Here is a 12804-nt window from a genome sequence, read left to right as displayed (position 1 = left end):
TTTGGTTGGCTCAGTGCCCTGTGGGCGACGCCCTACTTCAGGCGCCCTGCCGCGTGGGCGAGCATCGTGTAGACCTTGCCCGTGTCTGACGTCAGGTAGGTCTTGGTCATGATCGAGTCGCGGTCGTTGCGCGAGACGTCCTTCAGCAGCTTCTCGAAGTCGTCGCAGTAGCGGTCAACGGCCGAGCGGAACTCTCCGTCAGACTGATACTTGCGGCGGATCTCGTCGAAGGTCTGCTGGCCCTTCAGCGTGTAGAGTCGGCGGGTGAAGACGTCGCGCTCGCCGCGGCGATAACGATCCCAGAGCTCGATCGAGGCGTCATGGTCGATGGCGCGGGCGATGTCGACCGACAGCGAGTTGAGCGATTCGACCACATGCAGCGGCGAACGCTGTGCAGGGACCGCACGCGGCTCGGGCTGGGCTGCCGGACGTGCCGGCTGCTGTTCGCGCGATGCGCCGGTCAACAGGTCGCGGACCCAGCCGCCCTGCTGGCCGCCACGGGCTGCCGGCTGCGGCTCGGCCGTCGGGCGCTCGATGTCGAGCGTGCCGCGCAGGCCTGCACCACCGAGCGGCACCTGAGGCGCAGCAGGTGGTTCGTTGCGATGCTCGGGCTGCGGGGCAGGACGACGCGGTGCCGGCTGCTGCGTGTTGCGCAGCGAGGCATCCGAAACGTCGACCGTGCGGCCCGACTTGGCGACGATGGCCGACAGCTCCTTGAGCGCGTTGATCTGCTCGGAAACGGCGCGGCGGATCGCGGTTGTCGATTCCTTGGCCTCCTCCGGCATGTCGAGCACGCCCTTCTTGAGTTCGGCGCGGGTGCTTTCGAGCTCGGTCTTGATGGAGCCGGCGGTGCGGCGCATGTCCTCGGTGGCGTCGGCGAAGCGCTTGGTCGCGGTTTCGACGACGTCGGAGATAGCGGCGCGGATCTTCTCGGCCGATTCCATCGTCTTGCCTTCAGCACTTTCCAGCGTCTGGCCGACGAGGCGCTCGAACGACTGCATGACGCGCTCGAGGTCCTCCGACTTCTTCACCAGGCCGACAGCGAGGTCTTCCAGCGACGACTGGCGCTCAAGGGTGTGCTCGAGGTTGCTCTGCGCCGAGGCGAGAAGGTTGGAGGCGCTCGACAGCAGACGGCTATGCTCGTCGAACTTGGTGGCGATGGAGGCCACTTCGCGCAGCGTGCTGGACGACAGGTCCGTCAGGCGGTTGGTGTTCGAATCGACCAGGCGAGCGGCGCTGGAGAAGGTCTGTGCGGCCTTTTCCGTCGTTGCTGCGAAGGTCGAGGTGCTGCCGGTCAGGCGATCGTCGACGCTGGCCAGGTTCTGCGCCGCGCGTTCGATCAGGTCGCCGAGCTGCGAGCTCGAAGCCGACATGCGGCCGATGAGATCGGCCACGCTTTCTGCCAGCGTCGAGCGTGCGCCTTCAACAGCAGACAGCGTTTCGCTGGTGCGGCTGGCGAGTGCGTCGACAAGGGCTGCGTTTTCGGCGCGCAGCTTTTCGGTCGCACGAGCGGTCGCCAACTCCATGCTCCGCTGCAGCTCGGTGCCGCCTTCGGCGAACCTGTCGACCAGCGGGCGGGCGGTCTCGTCGAGGATCTTGGCGATCTCGCCCGAGCGCTCGGACAGCATGGCGTTCAGTTCACGCGTGTTGGCGCCGATGGTGCGTGCGGCTTCGTTGGTGCTCTGGCCGATGTGCTGGCCGACGGCCGTGAAGGTCTCGGCAATCACATTGGCACGGGCAACGAGTTGCGCTTCGGCCTGGGTGACCTGCTCGTTGAGCTTCTGGCCCATCGTTTCGGCGCCGTAGGCGAGGCGATTCTCGGCGCTCGACAGGTGTTCGCCGATGCGGGCCGCAACGCCCTGTGCGCCGGCAGCCAAGCGCTCGTCGACATTGGCGAGCGTTTCCTCGATCGCTTTGGCGCGGGCGTCGAGATCGGCCGATGTGCGGTGGGCGCGGGCAACCACGCGCTGTTCGGTTTCGGCGAACGCGTTGGCGATCTGGGCTGCATGGTCGCCGATGCCGGAGGTGCTCTCCGAAATGCGGGCAGCGAGCTGCTGGCCAGCCTCGTCGAATGCCTGGCCGATCTCGCTGGCGCGGCCGAGCAGGGACTGGGAGGTCTGGTCGACGCGTGCGGCGAGCTGGCGGCCTGCTTCGTCGAAGGCAGCGCCGATTTCCGACGTGCGGCCGATCAGCGACTGCGACGTCTCGTCGATGCGTGCAGCCATGCGGCCGTCTGCTTCCTCGAAGGTACGGCCGATTTCGGCGGCCCGGCCGGCAAGCAGGTCGGCAGTCTGGGTGACACGAGCCGCAAGGCGCTCGTCCGCCTCCTCGAAGTTGCGGACGATCTCGCCGGCGCGGCTGCCGAGTGTTGCCGAACTGTCGGCGACGCGGGCGGCAATGCGCTCGTCGGCGGCGTCGAAGATACGGCTCAGTTCGCCGGCACGGTTGCCGAGCGAATCCGCGCCCTCAGCGATGCGGGTGGCGAGCTTCTCGTCGGCGGTGTCGAAGATGCGGCCGAGTTCGGCCGCACGGGCGGCCAGCGCATCGGCCGACTCGCCAATGCGCATGCCAAGACGTTCATCAGCGTTGTCGAAGTTGCGCAGGATGTCGCCGGCACGTGCCGACAGCGATTCCGCCGTCTCGATGGCGCGGGCGATGAGCGAGCGGTCGGCCGCGTCGAAGGTGCGGGCGATCTCGCCGGCCTTGGCCGACAGCGTATCCGCGGTTTCCTCGGCGCGTGCCAGCAGCGAGCTTGACGTCTCCTGGGCGCGGGCGGCGAGCCTGACGTCGGCGTCGTCGAAGGCGCGGGCGATGTCCTCGGCGCGGGCGAGCAGGGCCTGCGAGGTCTGATCGGCGCGTTCGGCGATGCGGCGGTCGGCGTCGGTGAAGGCCTGGCCGGCCTGCTCGTGCAGGGCAGCCGTCACTTCCATGACCTTTTCGCGCAGGGCGCCGGCGACGAAGACAGCGCTCTTCTCGAGCACGCCACGGACATTGTCGACGCCGAGCGAGAGCGCGCGTTCCATCGTGCCGGTACGCTCTTCGATGACGCCGGTCTGGCGCCGGAAGGCTTCTTCGATCTTTTCGATGTCACCGGCGATGGCGTCGGAGATGTCGACGCGGCGGGCGGCGATCTGGTCGATGTGGCCGGAAATCGCAAGATCGATCTCGCGGCGCGTGTCGCCGAGCTTGCCGAGGTCTTCGTCAAGCGCACGGGCCAGCGTGGCGCGGCCTTCGGCGAGCTTGCCGACATGGCCGGCGACGATGTCGTCGATGCCGGAACGGCTCTCGTTGAGCATGGCGAGATCGGCTTCCAGCGCCTTGGTCAGCGCATCGCGGCCGGCGGCCAGCTTGTCGACCTGGCCGAGCATCATGCCGTCGATCCGGGCGAGATCGGCTTCAAGCGCGCGCCTGAGGATGTCGCGGCCCTCGGCCAGCTTCTCGACCTGGCCGGCAACGAGCCCGTCGATGCCCGAGCGGCTCTCGGACAGCTTGGCGAGGTCGTCTTCCAGGGCGCGCGACAGCGTCATGCGCTCGGAAACCAGTCGCTCGGCGTGGCTGGAAACCAGGCCCTTGACGCTGTCGAGGTCGGCTTCGAGCGAACGTGCCAGCATGGCGCGGTCTTCGGCCAGCTTGTCCGACTGCGACGAGATGGTGTTGCGGATCGTGTTGAGGTCGGTTTCCAGCGCACGCTTGAGGATGTCGCGGCCTTCGGCCAGCTTCTCGACCTGACCGGCCACCAGGCCGTCAATGCCCGAACGGCTCTCGGCCAGCTTGGCGAGGTCGTCTTCCAGCGCCTTGGAAAGCGCGCCGCGTTCGACGACGAGGCGCTCGGCATGGGCCGAAACGAGGCCCTTGACGTTGTCGACGTCGGCCTCCAGGGCACGCGACAGCATCGCACGGTCGCCGGCGAGCTTCTCCGACTGGCTGGAAATCGTGTTCTGGATGGCGTTGAGGTCGGCTTCGAGGGCGCGCCTGAGGATGTCGCGGCCTTCGGCCAGCTTCTCGACCTGGCCGGCGACGAGGCCGTCGATGCCGGCGCGGCTTTCCGCAAGCTTGGCAAGGTCGGATTCCAGCGTCTTCGACAGCAGCACCCGCTGGTCGGTGAGCTTGGCGGCGTGATCCTCGATCAGGCCATGGACGGCGGAGATGTCGGTCTCGAGATTGCGCGACAGGTTGGCGCGATCCGAGGCCATCTTGGTGGAGTGGCCGTCGACGAGGGCCTGGATACCTGCCAGGTCGGACTCGAGCACCTTGGCGAGGCCGGCACGATCCGAGGCCATCTTGGTGGCGTGACCGTCGACGAGGGCCTGAATGCCTTCGAGGTCTGATTCAAGCGCCTTGGCGAGGCCGGCACGGTCGGTTGCGATCTTCGAGGAGTGGCCTTCGACCAGCGCCTTGATGCCGTCGAGATCCTTTTCCAGCGCGGACGCCAGGATGGCGCGGCCTTCGGCGATCTTCTCGACCTGGCCTGCGACCAGACCGTCGATGCTGCTGCGGCTGTCGGCCAGCTTGTTGAGGTCGGCTTCCAGAGCGCGCGTCAGGATCGAGCGGCCCTCGGCCAGCTTGCCGACATGCCCGGCGACCATTTCGTCAATGTTCGTACGGGCCTGGACAAGTTTCTCGGAGTCTTCGACGAGGGCCTGGGCGAGCTGTTCGCGGCCCTGGGCCAGCTGGCGGAACTGGCCGCCGAGCGTTTCGTCGATTGCCTGGCGCGACTGCTCGAGCTTGCGCATGTCCTCGTCGAGGGCACGGCTGATAAGGCTGCGGCCTTCGGCGAGCTTCTGCACCTGGAAGCCGACGGCGGCCTCGATGCTGGCGCGGCCTTCGGCGAACTTGCTGAGGTCGTCCTTGAGCGCTGCAGCCATGCGGTCGCGGGCTTCAGACAGCTTGCGGGTGTGGTCGTCGACTGCCTGTTCGATGCCGACACGAGCGTCCGACAGGCGCTGGATGTCGCCGTCGAAGGCGCGCGACACCTGATGACGTGCCGCCTCCATGCGGCCGGCGAAATCGCTGGCGCGGGCCTCGAGCATCGTCGAGGTCGAGGTGATGATGTCGGCGAGGTCGGTGCCGATCTGGGTCTTGCCCTGGTCGATCATGGCCGACAGCGAGTCGCGGCCCTCGACGAAGGTGGTGGCGATTTCGCGAGCGCGCTCGACCAGCGTCTCGTTGATCTGGCGGGCACGGGCCTCAAGTGCCGCATTGAGCTTGGCGGTGCCGGTATCAAGTGCCTCGGCGCGGGTCTGGAACTCGCCGATAAGCGCCTGGCCGCGCTCGGCCAGGGTGCGCTCGATGCCGTGAAGGCTGGCCTCGAACTCGGAATTGATCGTCCTGGCTGCGCCGCCGAGCAGCGACACCATGCCGGACGTGCGGTCGTCGAGCAGGTCGGTCAGCGAGCGGGTGACGTCGTCGGTGCTCTGGGTCAGCTTGGCGATGCGGGTGTCGAGCAGGCTGGCGAAGGCTTCGCCTGAAGTCGACAGACGGTCGCTGATCGAATCCATGCGGTTGTCGATAGCCTCGAACAGGCCCATGCCGCCTTCATTGATGCGGTCGATCAGCGTGTCGCCGGAGCTGGTGATTGTCATCGACAGCTTGGTCGATGCGTTCAGGATGCTGTCGCGGATGATGTCGCTGGCGGAGCCCAGCTCGTCGCGCAGCGTCTCGTGGGCGCCGGCAATCGAGGAGCGAACGCGCTCGGCGTGGCTGACCACCGCCTCGCGCTCGCTGCCGAGGCCGTCGACCAGCGAACGGATGCGGGCGGCGTTTTCCGAATAGGAGCGCTCGATCTGGTTGACTTCGGTGTGGACGAGCGTTTCCAGCTCGACGGCACGCGCCAGCGTGCGCTCGATGCCTTCGCCCATGGCGGCGACTTCGCGGCGCACCGCCTGACCGACCATCATGACGCGGTCCTGGGCCATGTTTTCCGGCTCGGCGAGACGGAAGGCGACTTCAGTCATCGACTGGGCGGCTATGCGCATTTCCTGGGCGCGGCGTATCATCGCGGCAAAAGCCCAGAACAAGGCGATCGGAATGACTGTTGCGAGAACGAGCATCAGCAGGCCCGGGCGGGCGAGGGCGTCGTCAAGCGAACGGATGGCCCAGATGCTGGGCGTGACGAGGCGATCGGCCAGGGCTGCTGCGCCTGCGACCCACGCGAGCGATACGAGGCCGACCATCCAGTAGATGGTGCTCGAGGCGCGGCGGTTGAGGCTGTGCAGGAGCGACTTGTAGTCCTTCTGGCGCTCGTCATTTGCGGGCTTCAGGCCTTCGGGCTGAAGCGGGCGCGGCGGATCGATCGGGCGAAGCGAGGTCGGCGGCTCGGCAATGGCCTGCTTGACCGGAGCCTGCTTGACGGGCGCTGGCGCGGGCTTGGGAGCAGCTGCAACGACAGGCTTCTGCTTGTTGCTCTCTTGAGCCAGTTCGGCGGCAGCCTGGGAAATCTGCGCCTCGAAGTCGTCGATCGATGCCGTCATGTCCAGGCCACCGTCATCGGCGCCCGTCAGATCGAGATCGAGGGCTGCCTCGAGCTCCTTTGCCACATCCATGTCGATTTTTGTGGGAGTGGATTTTTTCGCCATGCCTTCGCTACCCTGTACTAAAGACGCGGAATTACTGGACTTTTTGTCCTATTTTTGACCGCGTCCGAGGCTCAATATGGACCGCCCGTATCGTAGTGACACAATCGGGTAAAGAAAACATGCATTCTCCCCGATACGTAAAAGTTTAAATATAAGGTTAACATTGGAGTGATTAATCGGCCCGGTTCCGCGGGATTGCTGGGGTTGGCGGGTTAACGGGTTATCCACATGGTGGGCCTAGGCTACCAACCCTTGGGCGAGTAGCGGAGGCGGGGTTCAATGGGTGCGCGTGAGACAGAGTCCGTAGCCTTCAACATGCCCGGCGGCGAATCTTCGGGCACCGCCCACAGCCGTCCGGTCGACCTCGAGCACCTGGCTCGGCAGACCATGGACGACCGCGATGTCGAGCGCGAGGTGCTCGACATGTTCGTGCATCAGGCGCTTTCGGTTCGCGACGCGATCGGACCGGCCGACATCGCCGAGCGCCTGCGTTTGTGCCACGCGCTCAAAGGCGCGGCGCGCGGGGTCGGCGCATTCCCGATCGCGTCCTGCCTCGCTCAGATCGAGGCCGAACCCGACGACGCCAGGCTGATCGGCCGCCTCAGCCGGCTGATCGAAGAGGTGCGCGACTTCATCGCCGCCATCAACCGATAGCCTCGATCGCGATCCCGACAGGAAGCGGCGCATTTGCGCGACAGTTGACTTGCTGGGTGGAGTGATTATCTGCCGGGTGACCCATTCAGGAACGAGCATGACCAAGCTTACTTATATCGCCCATGACGGCACGCGCTTCGACGTCGAGGCCGAGAACGGTTCGACCGTGATGGAAAACGCGATCCGCAACGCGGTGCCGGGCATCGAAGCGGAATGCGGCGGCGCCTGCGCCTGCGCCACCTGCCATGTCTATGTCGACGAGGCGTGGATGCCTGCTGTCGGCGAGCCAGAGGCCATGGAAGAGGACATGCTCGACTTCGCCTACGAGGTGCGCCCCAATTCGCGCCTGTCGTGCCAGATCAAGGTGCGCGACGAGCTTGACGGGCTGGTTGTAACTGTTCCCGAGCGGCAGGGCTGATCGCTTCGTCCGCTTGGCATGACCTCCGGGGTCATGCACAGTCGACAATGTAGTGAGCGGCGAGGCAAGCCTTGAGCAACATCACCAGGACCGACGTCGTCATTGTCGGGGCAGGGCCGGTGGCCCTGTTTGCGGTGTTCGAGCTCGGCCTGTTCGACATGCGCTGCCACCTGATCGACATTCTCGACCGCCCCGGCGGGCAATGCGCCGAGCTTTATCCCGACAAGCCGATCTATGACATTCCCGGTTATCCGGTCATCGGCGCGCAGGAGCTGATCGACAAGTTGCTCGAGCAGATCGCGCCGTTCAAGCCGGGCTTCACCTTCAATCGCATGGTCACCTCACTGGAGAGGCTGGGCGATGGCAGCTTCCGGCTGACCACCGACGAGAAAGAAGTGTTTGAAGCAAAGGTGGTGGTGATCGCCGCCGGGGCCGGCTCGTTCCAGCCCAAGCGCCCGCCCATCCCCGGCATCGAGGCCTATGAGGCTCAAAGCGTCCGCTATGCCGTCAGGCGCATTGAAGAGCTGCGCGGCCATGACGTGGTCATCGTCGGTGGCGGTGACTCGGCGCTCGACTGGGCGCTCAACCTGCAGCCAGTGGCGCGCCGCGTGACGCTGGTCCATCGCCGGCCGGATTTCCGGGCTGCACCGGACAACGTCAACAAGATGCTCGCTTTGCGCGACGCCGGTGCGCTCGATCTGGTCATCGGCCAGGTTTCGATGCTGGAAGGTGAGGGTGGCGGCCTGAGCGCAATCGTCGTCAATGGGCCGGATGGCGCGACAAAGATCTCCTGCTCGCGCCTGCTGCCGTTCTTCGGTCTGACGATGAAGCTCGGCCCAGTGGCCGAATGGGGGCTCGACCTGCACGAGAACCAGATCCCCGTCGACACCGAGAAATTCCAGACGTCGGAGCCCGGTATCTTCGCCATCGGCGACATCAACTGGTATCCGGGCAAGTTGAAGCTGATCCTGTCGGGCTTCCATGAGGCGGCGCTGATGACGCAAGCCGCCAAGCATGTCGTCAGTCCGAAGGAGCGGATCGTGTTCCAGTACACGACCTCGTCGACGAGCCTGCACAAGAAGCTCGGCGTTCCCGACTAGCTTCTTGCGAACCGCTGCTCAGCCCTTGAGCTTGGCGGCGTCCATGCGCTCCAGGCGATACTGCAGCAGCCGCATCATCCGGCTTTCGAAATTGATGCCCTCGATGCGGTCGAATTCTTCCTGCGCGCGGTCGTGCGCCGTCAGGATCTTGTCGCTGGTGGCCTTGGCCTTGGCGGCAGCGATCTCGCAGCTCTTCTGCTTGCCGATCGCCTTCAGCGCCTGCTCCAGTTCGTGGGCGTGGTTCTTGGCGATGACCACATGGCTCTCTTCGTGGCGCTTGATGTCGGAAGACAGCGTGTTCCAGATCAGCCTGACGTCCTGCGGCGCCTTGCTGTTCTTGCGCCAGCGCGGAAGGATGATCTTCGCCTTGACGGTCACCTGCGCCGAGACGATGGAGCAGCCGCCCTTGACCGGGGCGTAACCGATACGGCTGGTGAACTCCATCTGGGTGGCGCCCGGATGGCGGCCGCCGGAGCTCTTGACCTCGGGTCCGCGCGTCATCAACTGCTGCTCGAGTTCGTCGAGGGTTTTGCCGGTTACGGTGAAATAGCTGTAGGTCTTGGCAACGTTCGCCGCCTGAACGGGTAGGCAGAATCCTGCCGCAAGGAAGGTGGCGAGAAAGAGTTGCTTCATTTAGTTGCCTCTTGGCCTACCTTGCGTTAGGGGCGATGGCGGCGCAATGGAAATAGGATCGTGCCGCAGAAAGTGACCGCACGGGCGAGTTGATGCTGCAAGCGTTGATATTTCGTGTCGCGTCAGTCCTCTGGAGTTCTTTTGTGGCGACGGCATGACCGGCAGGCGATGGAAGTTGGCGCATGGGCGTCATCTGGACTTTGGTGACAAGGCGCTCGTCATGGGCATCCTCAATGTCACGCCGGACAGCTTTTCCGACGGCGGCGCCTTCGATGCGTCCGGGCGCGCGCTCGAGCAGGCGCGGCTCATGATCGGCCAAGGTGCGGTAATCGTCGATGTCGGCGGTGAATCCACCCGCCCTGGCGCCGCACCGGTTTCAGCCGCCGAAGAGCAGGGCCGCGTTCTCCCCGTCATCGCCGAGCTCGCCAAGGTGGGCGATGCGCTGATTTCGGTCGACACCTATCGCGAGGAGACGGCGCGGCTCGCCGTGGAAGCCGGTGCCCATATCGTCAACGACGTCTGGGGCCTGCAACGCGAGCCTGGTATCGCCAAGGTCGCAGCCGAGACGGGCGCCGGGCTCGTCATCATGCACACCGGTCGCGAGCGCCAGAAGCTGCCCGACGTCATCGACGACCAGTTCCTGTTCCTGCGCCGTTCGCTGGAGATCGCGCATGCCGCGGGCGTCGGCGAAGATCAGATCATGCTCGATCCGGGCTTTGGTTTTGCCAAGGAAGCCGAGGAGAATCTGGAGCTTATGGCCCGTTTCTCCGAGCTTGCCGCACTCGGCTATCCGCTGCTTGCCGGCACGTCGCGCAAGCGTTTCGTCGGCCATGTCACCGGTCGCGACGCCACTGACCGCGATGCCGGCACGGCGGCTACGAGCGTCATACTTCGCATGCAGGGCGCGGCTATATTTCGCGTCCACAATGTCGCAATCAACGTGGATGCGCTGGCATTTGCCGATGCTATGCTTGCGCGCAACGCCAACCCGTCGGGGCACTGACCGCACATGTATTTGATCCGTATGAAGAACTGCGCCTTCTTTGCGCGGCATGGCGTGCTCGACGAGGAAGAGACGCTCGGCCAGCGCTTTTACGTGGATGCCGAACTGACCGTCGATCCCGACCGTCCGCTGCACGAGGATTCGATGCAGAGCACGGTCGACTATGGCGTCGCCTTCGAAGTGATCGAAAAGATCGTCACCGGGCAGCGGCGCTTCCTGATCGAAGCGCTGGCGCTCGAAGTCGGCAAGGCGCTCAGCGCTCGCTTTCCGCAGATCAAGAAGGCGGAAATCACTGTCCGCAAGCCCAATGCGCCAGTGCGCGGCGTGCTTGATTATGTCGAGGTGACCGTTGTCTGGCCGCAGTGAAGAGCGGGCTTTCCTGAGCCTCGGCGGCAATCTCGGCGATCCTGCAAAGACTATGGCCACGGCGTTGCACATGCTCGATGCCGAAGGCGGCACGCGCGTCGTCGCCGTGTCGTCGCTCCACCGCACGCCGCCATGGGGCAAGGTCGACCAGCCCGATTTCCTGAACGTCACTGCCGAAGTCGCGACGTCACTTTCGCCGCTCGAGCTGCTGGAACTCTGCCTGGAGGTCGAGCGCAAGCTCAAGCGCGTGCGCGTCGAGCGCTGGGGCCCACGCCTCATCGACATCGACGTCCTGCTGCATGGCGAAAGCAATGTCAGCGATGTCGGGCTGGAAATCCCGCATCCGCGCATGCTAGCCCGCGCCTTCGTGATGGTGCCTTTGGCGGAGATTGCGCCCGACCTGAAGCTGGCCGGCAAGTCGGCGGCGGATTGGGCGACCGAACTGGACCGCACCGGCATCGAAAGGCTCGATTCCGGGCGCGACTGGTGGCGCCGCCAGCCCGACTGAACAGCTTCAGATGCCCAGTGCGGCGGCGATCTTCGGCGCTGCTTGCGACCAATCGTCGGCAACGATGATGTCGTCCGGCAACGGCGGCAGCAGCGGGCGCATGTCGCGATAGGCCATCAGATTGAACAGATGGGCGTCGGCGACCGCTTCGCGCACCGAAATCAGGTTGTGCGGGATATCGTCGACAAAGGCGACCGGACGGCGGCTGTCGCCCCTGAGCTGCTTCAGCGCAGGCCCTTTTGCCGCTTCGGTGGTGAGCAGCGGATAGGGGAAGCCCAGCGCGTCGAGATGGATGCGCCTGACGTCGCGGTGGCGATGCGGCATGGCGGTCAGCATCACCACCTCTGCCTGGGAGGCCAGACCCGCCACGGCCTCGGCTGCACCCGTGGCGGCGGCCTGCCAGTCGCGCTGGGCCGCGAAGAAGCCGTCGAGCAGGCCGCGCACCGCTTCCGCGTCGAGCGGGGCCTTGGTGCGCTTGTCCAGAATATTGCCTGTCAGCCGGAACGACAGCAGCAGGAACTCGAGGTCCTGGGCGTCGAGAAAGCGAATGAACGGCGCCATGAATTCGAGCAGCACCTCGTCGACGTCGAGCACCAGCAGCGGGCGGGTGTCGCGAGCGAGTTCCGCGATCTGGCGCGCGGTTTCGGGATCTTCACTCATATGGAACGCTCATGGTCTTCGCCGCCGAGCGGCAAGGCGCGTGCGGCGATGCCAACTTCCGACGGCGCAATGCCTACGGCCTCGGAAAAGCGCAGCAGCGTCGGCTCGTGGGCAAGGATGAATTGCAGCACGCCGGCAAGGAAACCCGGCTCCATGGCAGCGCGGCGGATCTGATGCGCCTCGATGCCGGTAACTGCCAGAAAGCGCGGCAGGAGTTCGGGATCGGACGCGACGAAGCCGAGCGCCTGGATCGCAAGCGCCTCAGCGCTCTCACTGTTTTGTTGGCTCTTCAGCATCATATCTCGTCCATCGGTCCTGATCCCGGAGTAGCGTCATGCGGATAATCCGGCAACCCGCAAAGCAGGCCGCTCGCCGATCCGTGATTTGGGCCGGCGTTTTACGTTTCGTAATGTTCTTGAGTTAACGTCGGATTCGGGCTTGGTGTGCGCAGTCGGTGCGCACGATGATTGCCGCCGAATCGTGGCGTGCAATCCGGACGGAAATTTCGATGGCTAAGAAGGTGATGATCGTCGAGGACAATGAGCTCAACATGAAGCTCTTTCGCGACCTCATCGAAGCGAGCGGCTACGAGACCGTGCGCACGCGCAACGGCCTGGAGGCGCTCGACCTTGCGCGCACGCATCGGCCCGATCTCATCTTGATGGATATCCAGCTGCCGGAGGTTTCGGGCCTGGAGGTCACCAAGTGGCTGAAGGAGGATGACGACCTGCATTCCATTCCCGTCATCGCCGTCACCGCCTTTGCGATGAAGGGCGACGAGGAGCGGATCAGGCAGGGCGGCTGCGAAGCCTACATCTCCAAGCCGATCTCGGTGCCGCGCTTCATCGAGACCATAAAATCCTATCTTGGCGATGCCTGACATGCTC

11 protein-coding genes are annotated in these 12804 nt (G+C 65.1%); 7 read left to right on the top strand and 4 right to left on the bottom strand.

The window, feature by feature from the left end:
• Nucleotides 1-32: 32 nt before the first annotated feature.
• The gene (locus B015_RS0113120; RefSeq protein ID WP_026227229.1) at nucleotides 33-6575 is read right to left on the bottom strand and encodes a kinesin; all 6543 of its coding nucleotides are present in this window, start codon (nucleotides 6573-6575) and stop codon (nucleotides 33-35) included.
• Nucleotides 6576-6854: 279 nt separating this feature from the next.
• Between B015_RS0113120 and B015_RS0113115 the strand changes: the two genes are divergently transcribed.
• From B015_RS0113115 to B015_RS0113105, 3 genes are all read left to right on the top strand, one after another.
• Nucleotides 6855-7229 (top strand): Hpt domain-containing protein, encoded by a 375-nt coding sequence (locus B015_RS0113115; RefSeq protein ID WP_018428160.1) that lies wholly within the window; start codon nucleotides 6855-6857, stop codon nucleotides 7227-7229.
• A 97-nt stretch (nucleotides 7230-7326) separates the two neighbouring features.
• Complete coding sequence (locus B015_RS0113110; protein WP_018428159.1) at nucleotides 7327-7647, top strand: 2Fe-2S iron-sulfur cluster-binding protein; 321 nt, start codon at nucleotides 7327-7329, stop codon at nucleotides 7645-7647.
• 71 nt (nucleotides 7648-7718) lie between these two features.
• A complete protein-coding gene (locus B015_RS0113105; protein WP_018428158.1) occupies nucleotides 7719-8747 on the top strand; it encodes an NAD(P)/FAD-dependent oxidoreductase in 1029 nt (342 codons plus the stop codon).
• A gap of 18 nt (nucleotides 8748-8765) precedes the next feature.
• On the opposite strand, the gene B015_RS0113100 is transcribed toward B015_RS0113105, so the two are convergent.
• On the bottom strand, nucleotides 8766-9380 hold the full coding sequence (locus tag B015_RS0113100; protein WP_018428157.1) for a DUF922 domain-containing protein: 615 nt from the start codon (nucleotides 9378-9380) through the stop codon (nucleotides 8766-8768).
• A 154-nt stretch (nucleotides 9381-9534) separates the two neighbouring features.
• On the opposite strand from B015_RS0113100, the gene folP reads away from it, so the two are divergent.
• From folP to folK, 3 genes are read left to right on the top strand one after another with little or no spacing between them, the layout of a single operon-like run.
• Complete coding sequence (gene folP, locus B015_RS0113095) at nucleotides 9535-10383, top strand: dihydropteroate synthase (protein WP_018428156.1); 849 nt, start codon at nucleotides 9535-9537, stop codon at nucleotides 10381-10383.
• Nucleotides 10384-10389: 6 nt separating this feature from the next.
• Nucleotides 10390-10749 carry a dihydroneopterin aldolase gene (folB, locus tag B015_RS0113090; protein WP_026227228.1) on the top strand — a complete coding sequence of 120 codons (360 nt, stop codon included), beginning with the start codon at nucleotides 10390-10392 and terminating at the stop codon, nucleotides 10747-10749.
• On the top strand, nucleotides 10733-11257 hold the full coding sequence (gene folK, locus B015_RS0113085) for a 2-amino-4-hydroxy-6-hydroxymethyldihydropteridine diphosphokinase (protein WP_026227227.1): 525 nt from the start codon (nucleotides 10733-10735) through the stop codon (nucleotides 11255-11257). The genes folB and folK overlap by 17 nt, the downstream gene beginning before the upstream one ends.
• A gap of 6 nt (nucleotides 11258-11263) precedes the next feature.
• Here the strand turns inward: folK and B015_RS0113080 are convergent, their stop codons facing one another.
• Both B015_RS0113080 and B015_RS0113075 read right to left on the bottom strand, forming a co-directional pair.
• Nucleotides 11264-11917: a hypothetical protein gene (locus B015_RS0113080; RefSeq protein ID WP_018428153.1), complete on the bottom strand. Its 654-nt coding sequence runs from the start codon at nucleotides 11915-11917 to the stop codon at nucleotides 11264-11266.
• Nucleotides 11914-12213 (bottom strand): DUF3572 domain-containing protein, encoded by a 300-nt coding sequence (locus tag B015_RS0113075; protein WP_026227226.1) that lies wholly within the window; start codon nucleotides 12211-12213, stop codon nucleotides 11914-11916. The genes B015_RS0113080 and B015_RS0113075 overlap by 4 nt, the downstream gene beginning before the upstream one ends.
• A gap of 212 nt (nucleotides 12214-12425) precedes the next feature.
• On the opposite strand from B015_RS0113075, the gene B015_RS0113070 reads away from it, so the two are divergent.
• Complete coding sequence (locus B015_RS0113070) at nucleotides 12426-12797, top strand: response regulator (protein WP_026227225.1); 372 nt, start codon at nucleotides 12426-12428, stop codon at nucleotides 12795-12797.
• The last annotated feature ends 7 nt before the right edge of the window (nucleotides 12798-12804 follow it).

This window comes from Hoeflea sp. 108 (assembly GCF_000372965.1).
GTDB lineage: Bacteria > Pseudomonadota > Alphaproteobacteria > Rhizobiales > Rhizobiaceae > Aminobacter.
This window is presented reverse-complemented; position numbering and strand designations above follow the sequence as displayed.